Origin of the sequence: Roseiflexus castenholzii DSM 13941, assembly GCF_000017805.1 — a bacterium.
GTDB lineage: Bacteria > Chloroflexota > Chloroflexia > Chloroflexales > Roseiflexaceae > Roseiflexus > Roseiflexus castenholzii.
In genome coordinates, this window is record NC_009767.1 from 3455933 (window position 1) to 3476257 (window position 20325).

The 20325-nt window shown below is 63.1% G+C and carries 17 protein-coding genes; 2 read left to right on the forward strand and 15 right to left on the reverse strand.

Annotated features, from left to right (window positions below; all coding sequences use genetic code 11):
- The 11 genes from RCAS_RS13785 to RCAS_RS13835 form a co-directional block, all read right to left on the reverse strand.
- The gene (locus tag RCAS_RS13785) at window positions 1–2334 is read right to left on the reverse strand and encodes a VWA domain-containing protein (protein WP_012121170.1); all 2334 of its coding nucleotides are present in this window, start codon (window positions 2332–2334) and stop codon (window positions 1–3) included.
- 120 nt (window positions 2335–2454) lie between these two features.
- On the reverse strand, window positions 2455–3453 hold the full coding sequence (cas1, locus tag RCAS_RS13790) for a CRISPR-associated endonuclease Cas1 (RefSeq protein ID WP_012121171.1): 999 nt from the start codon (window positions 3451–3453) through the stop codon (window positions 2455–2457).
- A gap of 338 nt (window positions 3454–3791) precedes the next feature.
- Window positions 3792–5135, reverse strand: coding sequence for an RNA-dependent DNA polymerase (locus tag RCAS_RS13795; RefSeq protein WP_012121172.1), 1344 nt, complete (start codon window positions 5133–5135; stop codon window positions 3792–3794).
- Between the two features lie 15 nt (window positions 5136–5150).
- Window positions 5151–6611: a coiled-coil domain-containing protein gene (locus RCAS_RS13800; protein ID WP_012121173.1), complete on the reverse strand. Its 1461-nt coding sequence runs from the start codon at window positions 6609–6611 to the stop codon at window positions 5151–5153.
- Window positions 6612–6625: 14 nt separating this feature from the next.
- On the reverse strand, window positions 6626–7075 hold the full coding sequence (locus tag RCAS_RS13805; RefSeq protein ID WP_012121174.1) for a ribonuclease HI family protein: 450 nt from the start codon (window positions 7073–7075) through the stop codon (window positions 6626–6628).
- Window positions 7072–7260, reverse strand: coding sequence for a hypothetical protein (locus RCAS_RS13810; RefSeq protein ID WP_012121175.1), 189 nt, complete (start codon window positions 7258–7260; stop codon window positions 7072–7074). Before RCAS_RS13810 ends, RCAS_RS13805 begins: the two co-directional genes overlap by 4 nt.
- Before the next feature lie 776 nt (window positions 7261–8036).
- Window positions 8037–8414 (reverse strand): CRISPR-associated protein Csx15, encoded by a 378-nt coding sequence (gene csx15, locus RCAS_RS13815; protein ID WP_012121176.1) that lies wholly within the window; start codon window positions 8412–8414, stop codon window positions 8037–8039.
- Window positions 8411–9154 carry a hypothetical protein gene (locus RCAS_RS13820; RefSeq protein WP_012121177.1) on the reverse strand — a complete coding sequence of 248 codons (744 nt, stop codon included), beginning with the start codon at window positions 9152–9154 and terminating at the stop codon, window positions 8411–8413. The genes csx15 and RCAS_RS13820 overlap by 4 nt, the downstream gene beginning before the upstream one ends.
- A complete protein-coding gene (locus RCAS_RS13825; protein WP_012121178.1) occupies window positions 9151–10197 on the reverse strand; it encodes a helix-turn-helix transcriptional regulator in 1047 nt (348 codons plus the stop codon). The genes RCAS_RS13820 and RCAS_RS13825 overlap by 4 nt, the downstream gene beginning before the upstream one ends.
- Window positions 10198–10358: 161 nt before the next feature.
- Window positions 10359–11756, reverse strand: a complete 1398-nt coding sequence (locus RCAS_RS13830; RefSeq protein WP_012121179.1) for a TIGR02710 family CRISPR-associated CARF protein — start codon at window positions 11754–11756, stop codon at window positions 10359–10361.
- 206 nt (window positions 11757–11962) lie between these two features.
- The gene (locus tag RCAS_RS13835; RefSeq protein ID WP_012121180.1) at window positions 11963–12535 is read right to left on the reverse strand and encodes a nucleoside deaminase; all 573 of its coding nucleotides are present in this window, start codon (window positions 12533–12535) and stop codon (window positions 11963–11965) included.
- A 1249-nt stretch (window positions 12536–13784) separates the two neighbouring features.
- On the opposite strand from RCAS_RS13835, the gene RCAS_RS13840 reads away from it, so the two are divergent.
- A complete protein-coding gene (locus RCAS_RS13840; RefSeq protein WP_012121181.1) occupies window positions 13785–14525 on the forward strand; it encodes a class I SAM-dependent methyltransferase in 741 nt (246 codons plus the stop codon).
- 3 nt (window positions 14526–14528) lie between these two features.
- Here the strand turns inward: RCAS_RS13840 and RCAS_RS13845 are convergent, their stop codons facing one another.
- The 3 genes from RCAS_RS13845 to RCAS_RS13855 are packed head-to-tail and all read right to left on the reverse strand — an operon-like array spanning window position 14529 to window position 17428.
- Window positions 14529–15278 (reverse strand): hypothetical protein, encoded by a 750-nt coding sequence (locus RCAS_RS13845; protein ID WP_012121182.1) that lies wholly within the window; start codon window positions 15276–15278, stop codon window positions 14529–14531.
- Window positions 15275–16438 carry a glycosyltransferase family 4 protein gene (locus RCAS_RS13850; protein WP_012121183.1) on the reverse strand — a complete coding sequence of 388 codons (1164 nt, stop codon included), beginning with the start codon at window positions 16436–16438 and terminating at the stop codon, window positions 15275–15277. The genes RCAS_RS13845 and RCAS_RS13850 overlap by 4 nt, the downstream gene beginning before the upstream one ends.
- A 45-nt stretch (window positions 16439–16483) precedes the next feature.
- The gene (locus tag RCAS_RS13855) at window positions 16484–17428 is read right to left on the reverse strand and encodes an STAS domain-containing protein (RefSeq protein ID WP_012121184.1); all 945 of its coding nucleotides are present in this window, start codon (window positions 17426–17428) and stop codon (window positions 16484–16486) included.
- A 165-nt stretch (window positions 17429–17593) separates the two neighbouring features.
- On the opposite strand from RCAS_RS13855, the gene RCAS_RS13860 reads away from it, so the two are divergent.
- The gene (locus tag RCAS_RS13860) at window positions 17594–19996 is read left to right on the forward strand and encodes a transglycosylase SLT domain-containing protein (RefSeq protein ID WP_012121185.1); all 2403 of its coding nucleotides are present in this window, start codon (window positions 17594–17596) and stop codon (window positions 19994–19996) included.
- On the opposite strand, the gene RCAS_RS13865 is transcribed toward RCAS_RS13860, so the two are convergent.
- The gene (locus RCAS_RS13865; RefSeq protein ID WP_012121186.1) at window positions 19997–20278 is read right to left on the reverse strand and encodes a DUF507 family protein; all 282 of its coding nucleotides are present in this window, start codon (window positions 20276–20278) and stop codon (window positions 19997–19999) included. It abuts the gene before it with no gap.
- Between the last annotated feature and the right edge of the window lie 47 nt (window positions 20279–20325).

The following is a 20325-nucleotide window of genomic DNA, read 5'->3' on the forward strand; positions in this document are numbered from 1 at the left end:
CTAGCGCGCAACCAGCGGGAGATGCACCAGGGTGTACGGGTTGGGATTGGCGACGATAAAGGTCGAAAGTTCCGCCTGTCGGACAAACGGTTCGCCTTGTCTGGACGATCCGCTCGCGGTCACGGTGAATGTCACCGTGCCAGGTTCACGCGGTCCGAGCAGCAACACCGCATAGACCCCATCGCCGGCCGCGCCGTCGCCGTGCAATCCGTCGTCGTGCATCGGCACGGTGAATGGCGTCGTCTGGCCAGGATACTGCACGCTGAGCAACACATTCGCGCCAGTTATCGGCGCATCGTCTGCCAGGGTGACGAAGCCGATAATCGGTTCGGTTGTCAGATACTCGGTTTTGTCGGGATAGAAGCCGAGCGTCAGGTCGGCACGCGCCGTGGCACGTACCACAAACGGTTCGTCGGTTGACGCCGGTAACGCCGGTGGCGCAGCCGGTTCGTCAGGTTCGACGCTGCGCGCTTCTCGCAATGAATCAACCGGCGCAATCCCGTTTTCAACCTCCGGTTCCAGGTGTTCTTCCCCTGCGACCTCAGATGGCAGCGCTTCTGCTGCAACGATGCCCGGCGACGAAGCGGCGCGGCTGACGCGCATTCGCCATACGCCTGGCGTAAGCGTCGGTGTGCGCACGCGGTAATAGGCATAGGTGTCGCCGGAGACGTAGACAACATCCGAATTTGTGGTCGGCGTGGCGGGATCGATGCTGACGCCGGAAGGCATCTGCAACGTCAGGGCAACCCCGATGCCGGGGTTTGTCCAGCCGACCCAGAAGGTCGCCTCTGCGATCGACGGATCAATCGTCACCTCCTGGGTCACAACGGCGCTAGGCGCAACGCTTCCGTTCGCCGTCGCCAGCGTCTGGCGGTTGCTGACGTTGCCGGAAATCGTGTTGTAAATCCGCGCAAGTTGATCGGGCGTTGGCGCATAATTGTAGGTTCCGCCGGTCTGCGCCGCAATTGACAGCATCAACCGCTGATCGGCATCCTGCCCCACCCCGATGGTGTGAACCGTCGTTTGCGCATCACGGATCGGCGGCAGCACATCGGCGACGTAGGGCGACGTATTCTCCTGTCCATCGCTCAATAGCACAATCGCGCGCGGAATGGCGGGGTTGGCGCTCGTGAGCAGATGCTGGCTGCGCTGCAATCCGCCGCCGATCGAGGTGGCCCCGCGACTGTTCAGCGTGTCGATGGCCGCCTGCGCTCTGGCGCGCACGTCGTCCCACGCGGGACCAAGGGCGACATCATCAATATACCAGCCATCGCGAACGCCGAAGGCGTTGGTCACCAACCGAAAGCGCACCCGAACCGTCTGACCACGGTAGGCGTCGAGACTGATCATCTCGCGCCGCCATCCTAAGGCTGTACCGGTAAATGATCGCAGACGCTGCCAGGTGACGCCGTTGTTTGCGGAAATCTCGACCTCGCCGCGATCAAAGCCGTTTTCAATATCATAGCGATGCCAGAACATCAGAGCGGGCGCAGTCATCGAGGCGGGAATGGCAATCGGCGTGGCGATTTCGAGCGCGCTGTTCGTGTTGTTCGCGTAATTTCCGGCAGGGCTATCGGTCCATGCCTGTGCGCTATTGCGCGCAACCGATGTCAACCCCCACGGCGGCGCCGCAATCCACCGACTTGCGCCAGTCTCCATGCTATCGCTGAAGAGGAATGCCGACGGCAGTGGCGCTTCGGCAATGGTTGTCAGGGATAGGGGCGTTTCGATCACGTGGTCGAAACTGACGACGCCAATGCCGTCGCCAGCCTGCATAAGATCGACGAACTGACGCGCCGCTTCGCGCGCCGCCGCCATTTTGGCGGTCCCCATGCTGCCCGAACGGTCGATCGTCAGAATAACGCTGGCATTATTGACGCCAAAGTACGTGACTGCCCCCGGTTCCCGCACCGTGACGCCTTTGACGGTCACTTCCAGATCGTAGCGTCCTTGCGCGGGTTGCTGCGGCGCCTGCACTTCGATCAGATAGCGAACCGGCACAAGACTGATGATAGTCGCCGGTTTGCCGCCGATGGTCACGGTGATGTCCTGTTTCGTAGCATACCCTCGGTATATGAGTTCAACGACGATTTTCGATGGACGGAACGGTGAACCGGCGTCAACCGGTCGTCGCGTCGAGGGGCGCAGAATCCTGAATGGAGTCGAGGCGCCGCTCTCGCTCACACCTGTTGCCGGTGAAACAAACGCCGAACTCGATGAGGGCGGAAAACCTGTCGCACTATGCGCGCCGCCGGGCAACCACACCATCCATACCCCAAAGACCCACAATGCCATCACTGCCATGCCCACACGCATCGACCGAACGAAAACCATGGATTGCCTCCTCCTGTGAACGATGAGATGTCACCATCCCTCGTGAGGCGGCATCGAGGCGGAAACGCACGAGGCATGTTCAGCATAGCGCAGAGCGTTGTCACAAATGCATCAATTATCTCAAGAATTGAGACTGAATCCGGTATATCGCTCCTGTTCGCCGCGCAGCACGCGCGCGATCGCCTGCGCCTGCAGCAGGATGACCCGGCGCATCGGCGTCTGCTCGCCGCCGGGCAACCGCACCTTCGTCTGGAGAAGCGTTTCGTACCGCTGCACAAGGAAGGCGCGCCCTTCAGCATCGAGGTAGACCGCTTCGGGTCGTTCCTGCGGACGGTGAAAGCGCTCGCGTCCGATGGCATTGGTGCGCACGATGTCGAGCACCATGCGGTCGACGATCACCGGGCGGAACTCTTCCAGCAGATCGAGCGCCAGTGATGGGCGACCGGTTTCGATGACGTGGAATGTGCCCAGGTAAGGGTCGAGACCCGTGATCTGCACGGCGGTGATGACATCATGGAGCGCCAGGGTGTAGCCGAACGACAGCATGGCATTGATCGGGTCGGGCGGCGGGTAGAAGGCGCGCCCGCCGAATCCCCAGGCAGGCGGCAGCGATGCGCGCCAGGCGCCGAAGTAGGCGGCGGCGGCAGCGCCTTCATGCCCGCGCAATATGTCCACATTCTGCGCCTGAGACGCCGCTGTCAGCGCTGCGTCGATCTGCTGCATGGCGGATGCCGCAGCGGGCCAGCCGGTCGTCGCCAGGAGGCGGCGCTGATTCGTCAGCTTGACGATCACAATCGCGCGCGCCAGTTCCAGCGCGCGTGAAGGAGTGTTGACGTACTGCATCTGCCCGGTGCGCAGATCGCCGAACCGCGACGGTCCTGCCGTGAGCGTGGCGTAGTGGCGACTACCGTGCTGATTGGTGAGCGTGACCGGAATGCCGCGTTCGAGCAGGTCGATGAGCAGCGCTGTCGAGATCTGCACACCACGCCCCATCAGTACCACCTGGTCAATCTTCGCCAGCGGAACATCGTGGAGCGTCTGACCGTCTCTGGTGACCAGCACCTGATTATCGCGTTTGCGCACCATCACGCCCTGTTCCTGGATGTAAAGGGTTGGCATGGGTTGGCTCCTTATTTTTGCCTGCGGTTTTGAACCACAGAGACGCAGAGAACCGGAAGAGAAAGGATGGTTCATCTGCTTTTCCCCGTTCAACCTCTGTATCTTTCGCGCCTCTGTGGTTTTATTGATGGTCGTTTGCACCACAGAGACGCAGAGGGCACGGAAGGGATGCATTGTTACACCTGTTCCCACTTTCAACCTCTGTATCCTCTGTGGTTTTCGATCACGGGCAAACGCGGGCGACCCGCTGCATCCGTGATGGGCGACCGGTTGCACCCGGTGGGCGATCTCGCGTGGACGACCTGCCGAGTCGCCTCTACCTTATAACCTTCCCCCGTTCAACCTTCAACTTTCCCACGTTCGATCTTCCGCCGCACCCGTTGCCGTGCATTGCGCATGGCGTCACGCAGGACGCGTTCGGCGTCGGCGAAATCGACCAGCCCTTCGCCCAGGCGCTGCCCTTTGGCGCGCGGTGCCAGGGATGCGCCGAGGAATTCGATCCCATTGGCGTAGGATGCGATGCGCGTTTTCTCGGCGTTCAGTTCGAGGCGCAGGACGCGCAGTTGCTGCTGCGCGAAGTTCAGCGCCCGTTCCGCCTCGTCCTGCGTTGCGCACATGATCACGAAGTCGTCCACAAAGCGCGCCAGGCGGAATCCCTGGCTGGTCATGGCCACATCGAACGGATGGAGATAGATGTTCGCCAGAAGCGGCGAGAGCGCACCGCCCTGCGGCGTGCCACGACTCTGCGCGGTGTGCATGCGCGCAACCGCTTCGCTCAATGCCAGCGCACCGACCGCCACCGCGCCGACGACAGCGAGCCGACGTGCGCCGATCCGTTGCAGGTAGGGCAACGCTCGCCGTGCGCCATCGATCGCCGGTCGCGCCAGCATCATCGCCGTCCACAGATGCGACTCCAGTCCCGACCGGCGCACCGTCCAGCCGTCGTCTACACTGCCACCCGGCATTTCCCACGCCGCTGCGGCGTAGGGACCGGTCGGCGGTGGAGGCAGGCGCTCCGCGCCCCAGGACATCACCTGCCGAAGTACGGCTTCACCGTGTTGCAGTGGCGTCGCCGGCGCCTCGTCGGGCAGCGCCGCGTCGCCAGGCAGCATTCCGGCTTCGAGCCACTGCGCGATCAGTTTGAGCACCGGCAATTCGTCGATGCGCTGCCGCACCAGCCCCAACAGCACCCGCTGATCGATGGCGTCGAAGTAGCCGGCGATATCGGCATCGACCACCCATCCCAGCCCCTGGTCGGCGTAGCGTTGCACACGCGCCACCGCCTCCGGTACGCCGACGTGTGGACGGCAGCCGTAGGAACAATCTAGAAAACAAGGATCAAACAGCGGATCGAGCACCTGTTGAACGGCGCGCTGCGCCACCCGATCTCGCACGGACAGGATGGCGATTGCGCGTTCGCCGCCGCTCGCCTTGGGGATGGCGATCCGCTTTGCGGGCAGCGGTCGATACGTCCCTTGCTGCAATTCATCCGCCAGTTGCGCCATCTGACGCGTCCAGTCCGCCTCGAAATCGCGGAGCGTCACCGCATCCGGTCCGGCGCTGCGCCCACGCCGGGCGACATGGATGTTGCTGCGCACCCGCCGCCACGCCAGCGTCAGATTTTCGACGCTGCAAATCTGCGGCAGCAACGGTGGTCCGTTGTAACGGGGAAAAAGCGGCATGCGATCCCTCCTTTCTTACGCCTCGACGAATTCTTGCAGCGCCCGCAATCCGGCATCGGCGACCTCACCCGGATTCGCGCCGCTCTTGTTGCCGGTTGCAGACACGACTGCCGCCGCCGCTGCCGCGGCGATCTGCGCTGTGCCGGCGATGGCCGCCATCTGGCGCTCGTGCTGACGTTTTTGCTGCACACCGATCTGGATGTGCTCGGTGCGCCACTGTTCGAGCCGCTGCATCTGTTCGGCGACCATCTGCTCATACCGCAGGTGCAGTTCGAGCAGATCGCGTTCGTGTGCCGCGCGACGTTCCGCCTGCGCCTGCGCCTGCGCAGCGCGCTGCTCCGCCAATTGCTGCTGGATCTCAGCCAGCGCCAGCGCGTGTGCGTTCCGCTTTTCTTCGGCAGCCAGCGCCAGTTCGCCTTCGGCGCGCAACATGCCCTGCTGCCCTTCCATCAGGCGCAGTTGCTGATCGGTGTGGTGCGCTTCCAGCAATTGCTGTTGCACGCGCTCCCACTCTGCTTGCAGGCGCATCTGTTCCGCCTGCCACAGTTGCTCTTCGCGCGCGATCTCGCTCACCTGCGCCTGGATCTGCGCCATAACAACCTGCAACCGCGCTGCAAGCGTCGCCTGCTGCACCTCCGCCTGCTGGGTAAGCAATTTTTCGCGCGCCGCCGCAGCCGCCGACGCCAGACGAATGTTATGTTCGCGCGCCGCCAATGCTGCTGCCGCCTCGATCTCCTGCAAATGAGCGCGGTGACGCGCTGCCGCAACCCGTAGTTCCTCGTCGATCTGCGCCGCTGCGACCGTCGCCGCGGTCGCGGCTTCGATCTGCCGTTCGTCACCCTGCCGTTCGATCACCCGCACATTGATGATCGCCAGTCCATCGAGCGCCGGGTCATTCCGCAGGCGTTCTAGAATGATTGCTGCGGGCGCGTCTATCCCGCCCTGATCGCCGGGAGCGCCGGTGAGCGCCGCGTGGGTGTGCTGTTCGATGCAGCACAGTGCACCATTGCGCACCGCTGACACCAACGCTGTCAGCGGCTCGCGGTGCGCGGCGATCTTCAGCGGATCGCTCACCTCGACATCCACCGCAAGCCACAGCCGAACACGCCATTTGTCGCGGCTCCAGCCTTCGACCGGTCCGATGGTCATCTGACGTCGTCGCATATCGATCCACTGCACCAGCGCTGCTCCTGGCTGCATGCCGACGAGGGTGTAACTGCCGGGTTGATAGATGCGCCGTTCCCCACCGGGAAGGTGGGTCACTGCCACGGTTCCCGGCGGCACAACCAGATGCGCCACCAGGCCGAACGCCTGGCGCAGCAGTGCGCGCGGCACCGTCGCCAGTCTGGTGACGAAGTGAAAATTCGCCAGCGGTGCGCCGCTTATCGCGCCCGTTTCCCCTTTCAGTACGGAAACTCCCTCGCCGACCGCATCGCCGACCTTCTCCTGCACCGTTGAAACAATGTCGGTGTTCACGCTGCTCTCCTCCTTCACATCGCATGATGACGATTGACCGCACACGCCAGCCAGTCGCGACCGTCGAGCGCTTCCCAGGCGAGCGCGTCCGCCAGGCGATTGAGTTCGCGCGGGATAGCGAGGAATGTAACGCGACCGTGCTGACGAACGAGTTCCTGTGCGCGCATATGCAACGGTTGCAGCACCGCAGCGCGCACCGCGTGGCGACCCGCCAGCTGGTCAACCACGATCCGGCTATCGGTCAGGCAGCGTACCCTGCTACCAGGATAGTGCCGGATCACGAACATCAACCCTGCAATGACCGCCTGATACTCCGCCTCGTTATTAGACATTGCCGGAGCGCGTTCGCACGACCATGCCAGCACCGCGCCGGTCGCGCTGCGGACAACGATCCCCAGCCCGGCAATGCCGCGCGGCATCGTGCCAGGCGTGCCATCGACCTGTAACAGCAACAAAGTCATCATTGCGCCTCCTGTAGCAGCACTGCCAGTCCCATCAGCGCCGCAGCGACCAGCATGAGCGCCGTCGCCACACAGCCGCGCGCTATATGCCCTGGAGAGGGCAGGATGATCCGTGGCGGCGGCGCGAACAGCGTCGCCAGCGCCAGCACCGCCGCCAGGCACGCGGGAATCGCCAGACACCAAACCATTGCCGTTGCTCCTTTCGTGTCGAAGCACCGGTTATTCCATCGCCCACATCGAGCGCGGAGCGGGGAAAGTCGCGGAGGTGATCAAGATGCTCCTGCCTTGAGCATAGCAGAAGAGACCGTCACAAACGTGACGAAAGGTGCCGGATTTGATCGCGTGTGGCGTTGAATGTTCCACGTTGAACGTAGAACGTTCCCGGCAGAGACGTTGCACTGCAATGTCTCTGATCGTCACATGGGGTCAGGTTGCACGTTCCCGGCGTCAAACGTTTCCGGCAGAGACGTTGCGGTGCAACGTCTCTGATCGTCATATGGGTTCAGGTTGCAGGTTGGAAGGTTGGAAGGTGGAAAGGCGCAGGCGGGCAGGCGGAAGGGCGATGTAGGGGCGACCCGGCGGGTCGCCCAGGTAAAGGCGATGGTCAGTGATCTGCGGACACCTGACCGTCACCAACAGACATCTGTCGTAGACATTGACTCGTCGATAAAACCACAGAGGCACAGAGGACACAGAGAGTGAAGGTTGAAAGTCATTCCTCACCCCTCACCTCTCGCCTCTCGCCGCTCCCCTCTCCCCTCTTCCCTCTACCTCCGCCTCCGCGCCGCTTCGCGCAACGCTTGCAGGTTGAGCACCTTCGCCACTTCATACCTGGTGGGAACCACAGAGGCACAGAGGACACAGAGAGTGAAGGTTGAAAGTCATTCCTCACCCCTCACCTCTCGCCTCTCGCCGCTCCCCTCTCACCCCTCCCCTCTCGCCGCTCCCCTTTCCCCTCTCCCCTCTACCTCCGCCTCCGCGCCGCTTCGCGCAGTGCTTGCAGGTTGAGCACCTCCGCCACTTCATACCTGGTGGGAACCGTCCCCGTGACCGGGCGAACGTTCACCATCGCCGGGAAGCCGCCGGCGCGCCCGTGGATTTCCGACAGCACGGCGACTGCCAGCGGCGCCAGCGCCGGCGGGTTGATCAGGAGCGGAATAGTTTGCCACTCGTCGGGGGATAAACCGACGCGATCCACCAGTTCGACGGCAACCTCGGCAAGCGGTCGTTCCCGGTCGATCTGCGCATCAATGGCGCGAACCTCGGGCGTCGCGCCAACGAACGTGGCGATCTGTGCCAGTTGCTGCTCCGTCAATGGATGCGAAAAATTGATCAGAATCACGGTGTTGTTCCTCCGGTGCTTGCAAAGACAATCTGTTTCGGCGCGGTAGCGCTGTTGATCAAGAGCGAGCCATCTCTCCCGTAAACTGCCGGATAATACTGCAACGGCGCATTCCAGTTGCGCGCCGCAAGCGCCAGCCCGACGCTCATCACCGCCGTGCCGCCGGTGATGTCCACTGCAACCGGCTGCGCCCGCGACGACGCCTGCGCCTCGCGCAACGCCTGCATTGCTGCGCGAAATATGTCCTCCAGGGACGTGGCATTGGCGATAGGCGCCGTATGCACATCGACATTCTGCTCGATCAGCCACTGTCTGAGATCGCTCAATTTGGCGCTATTCTGCACCTCTGGCGACGCGATCAGCCAGCAATCGCGCAGCGTCGCATTGCGCAGATGCCACGCCAGAATCGCGCGCTCCGGGCCCGACGGACTCAACCCGACCGGCAGGATCAACCCGGCGTGCGGCTCGATCTGCTCTGCCGGCTTGACATCAATGATCGGGTTCCGTCGGGCAATTGTCTCGATCGCCCGGCGCAGCCCCCAGAAGAGCAGCGGAAAAATCAGCGCAGCGCCGAGAATGATGCCGATCAGTGTGACCGGCTGCTCACCGAACGTCAGCAGCACCAGTTCATAGAGTGCATTGCCGAGCATTGCCAGCACAAGCGAGGCGACAATGAACAGCAACGGCGCGCGCGAGTCGAGAAACTGCGCCAGAAACTCGCTTAAGCGACGAGACTTCATCGTATGTCCTCATGTATCTGCATCACCGCATCGGTCAGGTACAATGCCGCCATGCGCTCAATACTGGCACGCATCATCTCGATGAGCGGCGCCGGTTCGATCACGCGGCAGTGCTCGCGGTAGCGCATCAAAATTTGATGGGCGCGCCAGAGATCATTGGTCACTGCGGTGACGGTCGCGGAACCGTCAGCCGCATAGTCGATCTCAGTCTCTGGAAACCACTTCGCCACATCCCGCTGCCGCGCCACGGCGGGCGCCAGCCGGTAGCGTAGCGCATACGTCGGTCGCCGGTAGTCGCGGCGCAGCGCCTGCGGCAGCCGCCGAAGGCTGCTGGCAACAATGCGGTTGAGCCGGTAGAACACAAATTGTCCGACGAGTTCGGGCACGTCGCTTGCCAGGCAGAAGGCATCGAGGTAGGTGTGCCCCTCGCGGTAAACGAATTCGAGTGGAGCGACGCGGTGATGCAAAGCAGCGCCATCCGGCGTGTGCGGCGAACGGTAGTCGAACTCAACTTCACGTTTGCGCAGAACACCTTTCAAGGCGCGCATCATCTCGGTGACGCCTTCGATTGGCGCATAGGGACGCTCTACCTTCGGCGAGGCGGTCAAACTGTTCAAGCGATTCTGGCGATCTTCGGGCATGAGCGCCCCGATGCGCGCCAGAAATGTGCCAATCGGCGCCGCAATCGGGAGATCGCTTTCCCGGTAGACATCGAGCAAGAATGCGACAGCCTCGATCTCATGGTCGGGCAGATCGATCAGCGCCAGACTTCCCGGCGATTTCAGCGTGTAGACCCCATCGTCGTCACGCTCAATTGCGCAGCCATATTCCACGCGCAGTGCTGCGATGTCGCGGCGCAGCGCAGCGGATGCGTCCGCCGGATAAATCCCCTCCGGCACATCGGTGAACGTCGTATTCGCCTCATTGATCAGTTCCTCTGCCGTCGCCGACCCACGAATGAGGCGACGGATCAGAAAAAGGCGACGGCGATGGATCAGGAGGGAACTGCGCTTATCGCCGCCACGCCGACGTTGTTCCGTCATAGGCGCCTCCTTATACCAATGACCTGTAACCATCCGGCATGGTCACCTCGGGCAGCGCGAGGGGTCGTGCGCGACCCGCTCAGATTCCTCGCTGCGTTTACCCTGAGCGAAGCGAAGGGCTCGGAATGACCAGCATGCGGCATCGTCAATCGTTATTGGTATTACACGGCCAGTGTCACGAAGTGATATGTCTGCTCCCATTCGTAGCGCGGCAGTTGGGCAATCGTGAAGAAGCGATCCAGCACGTTCTCGACAATATCGGCGAATTGCTCATACTCATGGCGTGAAATCGCGCGGAACCCGTGCGCCAGAATGCTGGTGTTGCGCACATAGGATCGCTGGCGCACCAGTCCAATGTCCCACTCGCGCACCAGCGGATCGTCGAGTGCCTGGAGCAGCATATACCCCTCGAAGAGCGCAATCGAGCGTTCAGGCAGGTCGTACACCTTGCGAAACCCTTGTTCGCACTGCGCCTGACGGTACTGTTGGTTGAGATCGGGAACGCGCTGCAATGCTGCATCGAATGAAGGCGCTGCCGTCCAGACGCTATACGTCGCCAGGCGATGCTGCGAGAGCAGTTCGAGGCAGCGGTAGCGCATCAGCGCCGCGACATCGTAGCGTTCCTGTGCTGCGCGACGCAGCGCCGCGCCATGCAGTGATCCGAGCAGCGCTAGAACCTGATCCAGGTCATTGAGCGCGGCGAGCGCATCAGCCGCCTGTGAGTGGCGATTGGTCAGACACTGATTGATAGCGGTCAACTGTGTCAGTGCCTGCCGCTGCGCTTCGAGCGTCACGCGCCTCGCCTGAAGCGCGTCGGGCAGAACGTTGTGCGCTAGCACCCGGTCGAGCGCCATAGCCGCCGGCTGTGGCACAAAACTATCCCACGCCAGGTACGCCGCCGACAGATCGGCGTAGATCGCATAGTCCTGCTTGTCCGGCACGCGGCGCGCCAGATCGCGAAAGACCCGTTCGGCGCCGGCGTAATCGTGATGATTGTGCAAACGACACGCCTCTGCCGCTTCCAGATCACCGAAAACCAGATAGGGGTCTTCTGGCGTCGCCAGGCGCTGTGTTCCCGGAATCGGACGATTATCGGCATAGTCGCTATCGACATAGACCGATGCCAGGCGCAGCACGTGCGCCGCCTTCGCCAACCCGACTGTCATCGTCGCCTTGCCGCCGGTCAGGTCCACTGCGATCTCGTGGCGCTCCAGGTCGTTCCACCGATCGAGCACTGCCCGCAACCCGGTGTAGACGCTCAACACGTTGGAATGGTCACCATTCGGGCAGAACCATGCGTCTGGCAAACAGCGCAGCGACACCTGATCGGCGACCTGTTCGAGCCGGGCACGGCATTGGGCGACCAACCCCTTTTCACGCGACTGATCGGTGAGCAAAAACGCTACCCGCTCCGGGTTGAGACCGGCGATCAATAACGATGGCGTATCCGCCTGCAATGTGCCAACCAGCACCAGACCACGAAATGCATGATCGCCGATGGTGCTGCGAAAACGCTGAAACATGTCTGGGAATGGCAACGCTTCGGTTGGCTGTGCCATCAAACGCTCCTCCTCCCCGGTTGATAGAGACCGGGAATAGCGCCAATACGCTCTGTGCTCCATGCTCCATATGACCGTTCCTATTCAGTATAACCCGATAATACGTCACAAACGCGACAACTCTGTCGGTCCTCCAAAGCAAGGGACAGAATTTGTTCCTCGCACAGCCAGAGTTTTCGGAAGTAAGGGGGAGTGTCGTGATAACGTCAGCCGTTGTACACGACTCCACCGCTACGCCTATAGTGATCGAGCACGTTGGCGGCTTCGGCGCGCAGCACCTGGCGCACGACGGTGATGCCGCGTCGTTCCAGGTAGGCATAGGACTCCGGGAAGACCGGTCCTTCGTCGAAACCGATGCGTTCGGCGTCGTCGCGCGTGGCGCCGCAGACCAGGCGTTGTACACCGCTCCAGAGGATCGCGCCCAGGCACATGGCACATGGTTCGCAGGAGGTGACCAGATCATACGATGTATTGGCAGCGCGCAGCGTGTACGCGCCCACCCGCGCCTGAGCAAACATCAGCGCCACCACTTCAGCATGGAGCACCGCATTGGTGAGGCGCGTCACACTATTGACGCCGGCAGACACAAGCACTCCATCATCGGAGCGAAACACCGCTGCTGCAAACGGTCCACCTGTGCCCTGAGCGATATTCGTGCGCGCCAAGTCGATGACGAACCGCATTCGGTCTTCGTCGCTCGGCAACCGGATTGGCGCTGTCAGTCGCGCGTTCAGCCAGTCGGGTAGCGTAATCGTGAGTGTTGAGACATGTCTGTTCATAGCATGTGGTATTATACGCGCTCGGCGTGACAGCGGGAGGGGAGAGGGGCGAGCGGCGAGCGACGCCCGGCAATGGCGTAGCGCGAGATTTATCTCGCATTTGTGGAGAGACGCGGGGTGAGGCAAGAGGCGCGAGGGGGGAGGCAAGAGGCGCGAGGGGGGAGGCAAGAGGCGCGAGGGGGGAGGCAAGAGGCGCGAGGGGGGAGGCAAGAGGCGCGAGGCGAGGGGCGAGCAGCGAGAGGGTCCCGGCAATCGCGTAGCGCGAGATTTATCTCGCATTTGTGGAGAGACGCGGGGTGAGGCAAGAGGCGCGAGGGGGGAGGCAAGAGGCGCGAGGGGGGAGGCAAGAGGCGCGAGGGGGGAGGCAAGAGGCGCGAGGGGGGAGGCAAGAGGCGCGAGGCGAGGGGCGAGCGGCGAGAGGGTCCCGGCAATCGCGTAGCGCGAGATTTATCTCGCATTTGTGGAGAGACGCGGGGTGAGGCAAGAGGCGAGAGGGGTGAGGCAAGAGGCGCGAGGCGAGGGGCGAGCGGCGAGAGGGTCCCGGCAATCGCGTAGCGCGAGATTTATCTCGCATTTGTGGAGAGACGCGGGGTGAGGCAAGAGGCGAGAGGGGGGAGGCAAGAGGCGCGAGGCGAGGGGCGAGCGGCGAGCGACGCCCGGCAATGGCGTAGCGCGAGATTTATCTCGCATTTGTGGAGAGACGAGGGGTGAGGGGTGAGGCGAGAGGGGGGAGGCAAGAGGCGAGAGGGGGGAGGCGAGCGGCGAGAGAAGCCCGGCAATAGCGTAGCGCGAGATGTATCTCGCATTTGTGGAGAGACGAGGGGTGAGGGGTGAGGCGAGAGGGGGGAGGCAAGAGGCGAGAGGGGGGAGGCGAGCGGCGAGAGAAGCCCGGCAATAGCGTAGCGCGAGATTTATCTCGCATTTGTGGAGAGACACGGGGTGAGGGGTGAGGCGAGAGGGGTGAGGCAAGAGGCGAGAGGGGGGAGGCAAGAGGCGAGAGGGGGGAGGCAAGAGGGATGAGGGGCGAGAGGCGAGAGGGGTGAGGGGTGAGGGGTGAAGTGTCACCCTGAGCGCAGCGAAGGGTCTTGGCAAGGATGCAGATGCTGCCGGTGCCGCACCCCGCGCCCGCGCCCGCGTTGCGAAGCGCAGCGAAGGGTCCAAGGAGGCAGATGCTGCCCCTGCGCTACGCTCAGGGCTTTGGCTTCTGTGATCACGTCAATAAATCAGAGCCACACTACAGGAGGGGAGCATGAACAATGCCGAAGGATGGAGTGAACGCGACTCGGCCGTCTTTCTTGATCTTGGGCGCTACGCGGTTCCCAACCGTGAGGATCAGATTCGCATGATAGGCAGTCTCATCCCGCCACGCGCCACACCCTGGCTGGCGCTCGATCTCTGTTGTGGCGAAGGGCTGCTCTGTGAAGAAGTGCTGACACGCCATGCCGCTGCCAGCATCGTCGGGATGGATGCGTCGCCGACCATGCTCGAGCGCGCGGCAACACGCCTCGCGGCATATGGCGAACGCTTTCGCGTCCGGCAGTTCGATCTGGCGGCGCGCGACTGGCGCGATCCTGAGACGCGCGCGCACGCTATCGTCTCATCACTGGCAATTCATCATTTGAGCGATGACGGCAAACGGCAACTCTACCATGATCTGTTTGCCATGCTCGGCGCCGGCGGCGTGCTCATCATTGCCGACCTGGTGCAACCCGCCGACGAACGCGGTATTGCTCTTGCAGCTGCTGAATGGGATCATGCAGTGCGTGAGCGCGCGCTGGCGCTCGATGGCAATCTGGCGGGATTTGAAGCGTTCGAGCGTGAGCAGTGGAACATGTACCGCTACCCGGACAGCGATCCCATCCCATACGACACCCCATCGCGGTTGTACGATCAACTACGCTGGCTGGAGGAAGCCGGTTTTGCGGGGGTTGATGTCTACTGGGTGCGCGCCGGCCATGCGCTGTTTGGCGGAAGCCGCCCTGTGCGCTGAGGATCAGGGGGCGCCAGCCTGAAGCACAAGCAGCACGAACACCACAATCAGCGCCGCCGCCGCCGCAATCCGTAGCGAACCGGCGATGCGGCGAAAGCGCGCAGCGCGCAGCGCCAGCGGACCTTCGTCGTCCCACAGGCGAGCGGCGTTTGCCTGAGTGAAGGCACGGGCATAACCCGCGTTGCGCAGACGATATTCGCGCCATTCTGGCTCAAACCGGCGCATCTGCCGGTCGCCGAAATCGAACGCCGCCGTAATGGACGTTGGCGGCGGCGTTGTGCTGGCGCGCCATGCATTCACCGCCTGCACAACGAACCAACCGGCGAAAACCGCACAACCTGACGCAATTGCGGCAGCGAAGGTCAGTGTGGGCCGCCATCCGCCGGCAATCTCGTTCCAGATAAATGCAGCGAAAACCAGCGCAGCCGCAAGTGCGACAAGCGCCACGACGCCGTACATGGCAACAGTTGTTCGCAAGGGAGACGGTGGAGATTCTGTCGCCGCGCGTTCCGCCATATGACGTGCAGCGCAGGCGGTGCAAAACGGGACACTGATCGAAGCGACGTGATATGTTGTCACACCGCGGGTTGTGTGGGTGATAACGCCTTGACGACGATGTTCACGAACAAAGACGCGCTCTACACGCAACGGAACGCCTGCGGCGGCGCCACAGGCGGGGCACCGCGACGGCAACGCAATATCGCGCAACCTTCCGCGCACCCGGACCAGCGTGACCTGTTCTGTCTCGTTCATACCGGCGCACGAATCAACCGCAACCGTCGCCGCAGTTGCGCCTGGCGATGGTAGCGGATTCCCAGTTCGTAATACCCAACCAGTTGATCCATGGTCGCCTGCCAGCGGCGACTGCGCGCATGAGCGAGCGCCCCCTGACGCAGCCGCGCGTGCAGGTCGGGCGAGTCGCGCAACGACTGCACCCGCTCACGCATTTGCATCGGATCATTCGGATCGTAAACCAGCGCGTTGACTCCATCGCGCAAGGTATCGACCAGGCCACCAGTCATTGAGCCAACGACCGGGAGACCACACGCCATTGCCTCGAGCGGCGCCATGCCAAATGTTTCGCTGGTTGATGGAAACACCAGCACATCCGCCGAGGCATACGCAGCCGCCACATCGTCGCCGCGCAGATAGCCGGTAAACACGGTTCCTGTGCCGGCGAAGTGCGACTGCATCTGTTCCAGTTCAGGTCCGCCGCCGACCAGCGCCAGGCGGACCCCCTCTATTCCGCAGATGGCGTCGCGCAGCAGGTGAACATTCTTCTCACGCGTGATCCGCCCGACATAGACTGCCAGGAAGTCATCGGGACGACCACCGCTCAGTCGCGCACGCATCGCATCGCTGCGCAGATCGGGACGAAACCGTTCCGTATCGACGCCGCGATGCCACCAGCGCACCCGCCGATACCCGCGTTCGCGCACCTGCTGGAGCATGGCGCTTGACGGCACCAGGTTCAGATCGGCAAAATTGTGACCGGTTCGAAAGAGCCACCAGGCGATGGGAACTCCCCAGGCGCCGACATAGTGCGTCGTATAACTCGTGATGTCCATATGCGCCGACGCGACCAGCGGCAGATTGAACATCTTTGCGAGTGTGATGCCGGTAGGACCAAGGAAGGCGGGATTGACAACATGGACGAGATGAGGCTGAAATGCGCGCAGCTCGCGCACAATTTTGCCGCTTGGCAAATTGATCCGAAGTTCGGGATAGAGCCAGAACCGGGGTCCGCCGGTGCGCACCAGGCGATGCCCGGCATACGTTTCGGGCATATCGGGAGGACCGAAGAGCAACACCTGGTGCCCTTTGTCGTACAGGTGTTGCAGCGCGAGACAGAGCACCGAGACCACACCATCGATTTTGGGCAGGAAGGTCTCGGTAAAAATGGCAATCCGCATAAAAGCATCTCGCTACAATGAAGGTTACACGGATTATACCATTTTTCACAGGTGCAATGTCAGTGCATCTTGTGGCGAACGGCAGGTGATGAGGTCGGGAAGCGTTATACTTAAAGACGCCAGAAGCGCGGCAACCGCAGGGGAAATGCCGCTGACCGCTACTCGACAGCCGATCAGTTGCAGCGCCTGCGCCGTCTGAATCAGACTATTGGCGACCGACTCATCAACATGCGAGACGCCGGCAATATCGAGGATAACCAGTCGCGCGCGCTGGCGCGCGGCGGTCTCCAGCAACCGTTTGTTCAGCGCCTGCGCGCGACGCGCATCGAGACGACCCACCACCGGCGCCAACAGCACGCCATCGGCAATCGTGATCGCCGGTGTTTCCAGATCCGAGATTAACCGGAGCAACTGCTCCTGTTCGGCATTGCGTCGTTCCAGTTCATTGGCACGTTGCTGCGCGAGCGTCAGCGCATTCGCCGCGCGCTCTCGTTCTTCCTCGGCAATCCGACGCGCCGCTTCCAGACGCTGTGCGTTGTCCACCGCCAGCCGGCTGAGCGCCATGCCGCCGGCAAGCACCGCATAGGCTGCCAGGTTGACCGGTTTGGTGTACACGCCGCTCCACTCGCCGCGAACGAGCAGGATGACCAGCAGCAGCGCCGCATTGATCAGCAACCAGCGCGGACCGGTGAGCACCAGCGCTATCACCATGGGAACCGCGTGCAAGAGGTCCATCTGCTGTGAAATGTATGGTTCGTTGATAAACGCAGCAATCACCAGCGCGATTCCAAGCGCCATCAGATGGCGAGCATACTCCCAGCCGCGCCTGTAGGCGATCAGCAATATCCCGGTAGATGCGGCGGCGACGGCATATCCCACGCGCGTCATCAGGAGAGCATCGCGCATCAGCACATCAGCCAGAGCCGCCAGTGAACCGATCAGGATGAGCACGAACAGAAACGTATTGATCCTGCGCTGCGTCCAGCCCATCTTTATCTGCTCCTTCGTTCCATGACCGTCCAGGGCATTATAACAAAGCAGCCTGGTCAAGTGGCAGAGGTGATGGTCACCAATGAATGGCGGAGCGGAGTAAGGTGAGACATCTCCGCACGCTACGCTCTCCTCCCTATCCAACCCGTGTGGTACAATACCATTATGCATCGCCTATGCTGCACGCTGGCGCTGGCAGTGTCGCTGGTTGCCTGTGCGCCGGAAGCCCCCATACCTGCGCTGGAAACGTCGATCCCGACGCCGCTCGCGTCAGAGGTGGCGACACCCGATGGTACACGTTCCTCTGAGACGTCGGCGCCTGATGCCACGGTGTTCCCCGCCGCTTCTCCCAATGACCTGCTTGCGCGCGGATTGGAGCGGCGCGCTGCCGGTGATTACGACGCGGCTGCCCAGGCATTCTTCGCTGCCATGAACGCTGCGCCGGGGACGCCGGTCGGGAGGGAGGCGCGCTTTTACCTGGCGGAAAGTTTTGCCCTCCGTGAACGTTGGACATCGGCGTTCGAGGCATTCACTGCCTTCGTTGCCGATGGCGTGCAGGATACGTTGACGACGCGGGCATGGTTCTGGATCGCGCGCAGTCACGAGGAGGCTGGTTCGCACGCAGCGGCGGTTGCAGCGTATGCGCAGTACCGCGCCTTCGATCCCCCCGCAGCGCCATATGCGCGAATGCGTCAGGCAGCGCAGGAAGGGGCGCTCGGTCGTCTTGAGGATGCCGCAGCGGGGTACGAGACGGTTGCGCGGAGCGCGATTGCACGCGGGCAGCGCGCTGCGGCGTATGAGGCAGCGATCCGCGCGCGCCGCTCCCTGGGGCAGAACGATGCGGCGTTGCAACTGGCCGCCGAACTGTTGGCGCTGGCACAGCGGCCGGAGTACCGCGCGCGCCTGTTGATCGAACTTGCCGATCTGCCCCGCTCCCAGGGAGATGTGGCAACGGCGCGCACGTGGTTGGTCGAGGGTCTCGAACGTGCGCCGGGGTTGCCGGCGGCGCTGGCGGCAGTGGATCGACTCCGCGCCGATCCTGAGATTGCCCTTCCGCCTGAGTTGGTCGCGCGCGTCTACGAAGCGCACGGACGCTGGTCCGACGCGCTGGCTGCGCTCGATGCGGCGCTTGCCGGCGCCGATGCGACACAGCGCGCCGATCTGCTGCGACGACGGGCGCTGGCGCTGCGGGAACTGGGAAACTTTACGGCGGCGCTGGAAGGGTTCGACGCTGCAATTGCCGCCGCTGGCGAAAGCGACGCCGGTGTGCAGGCGCGCCTCGACCGGATTCAGACCGTCGGGCAGAGTGGCGCCACTGAGTCTGCTATTCAGGGGTATCGTGATTTTGCGGCAGCGTGGCCGGACGACCCGCGCGCGCCGGAGGCGCTGCGTCGCGCAGCGCTGTTGCTCGACCGGCTTGGCAATGCGGATGCTGCGGCACAGCAGCGTATCGACCTGGGACGACGCTACCCGGCGTTGCCGCTGGCGCAAGAAGCCTGGTTCGCCGGAGGGTTGCATCTGTTCGTGTCGGGACAAACGGTGCAAGCGCGGCAGGTATGGGAAGAACTGGCATCTGCCACGTCGGGGAGTGTGGCGCTGCGCGCGCGCTACTGGGCAGCGCGCGCGGCGCTTGCCACCGGCGACACGGATGCGGGTCGCGCGGCGCTGGAACAGATCATTATCGCAGCGCCAGATTCCTATCCCGCCGCGCGCGCGCGCGCCCTCCTCAACCGCCAGGAAACTGGCGCGCTACCGCTCGATGCGCCGATCAGCGCCGACGACTGGCGCGCCGTCGAGGAGTGGCTTGCCACATGGGCTGGCGCGCCGCCGCCGGACGTGCCGGACCCGGCGGGCGATCCTGCTGTGCAGCGCGCGCTCGAACTCGACGCGCTTAACCTGCGGGTCGAAGCAATGGCGGAATGGTCGGTTGCCCTTGCCGCGCGCGACGACGACCCCTACGCGCTCTATCTGCTGGGGCGCTATGCCCACGACCACGGCGCTGCCAGCGTGGCGCTGCGCGCGGCTAATCGCCTGGTGCGCCTGGCGCCCGGCGGTGATTCGGCGAGTGCGCCTCTGGCGCTCCGGCGGCTCCTCTACCCCGTGCCGTTCACGCCGGTCGTGCTGGCGCGCGCGCGTGAGTTCAGCGTCGATCCGGCGTTCATGTTCGCGCTGTTGCGCCAGGAGAGCGCCTTCGACCCGGCGGCAACCTCATGGGCTGGAGCGCGCGGGCTGGCGCAGGTGATGCCTGCTACCGGTCAGGGGATCGCGCAGGCATTGGGGGTATCCGGCTTCCGCGAAGTAGACCTCTACCGGCCCGATCTCAGCGTGCGGTTTGGCGCGTTCTATATCAGCCGCCAGATCACAGCGATGAACGGGAGCCTGGAGGGGGCGCTCGCGGCATACAACGGCGGACCCGGCAACGCGCGGCGCTGGTCGGGGGGCGCGCCGATCATCGACCCGGACCTCTTCGCCGAGCGGATCGACTTTTTCGAGACCAGAAATTATGTCAAATCTGTGATTGCCCAGTACGACGTGTACCGGCGGCTCTACCGCTGGAGCGGGGAATGATCACAGCACCAGGCGGCGCTCACGCACCAGGCGCTGCTTGGTCTTCTTGAACAGATCGTCGTAACTCAGGCGGCCCATCGTAATCTCGTACTTGTATGCCTGCAACATCTTGTGGATCTCGGCGTCGAGCAGTTCTTCGACCATCAGTTCGTCGGTCATGATCTGCTGCACCGCCAGGCGCAACTGACTGTCGTCGCCACGAAACATGATGCCGTCCACTTCTGCCAGGTAATCGACGAGCGCCGCCGCAAGTTGCTCGACTTTGGCGGGTGATAGTTTCACGGGCGCCTCCTTTCTTCGTCGGACGGATCTGAGACCCGCCACAACGA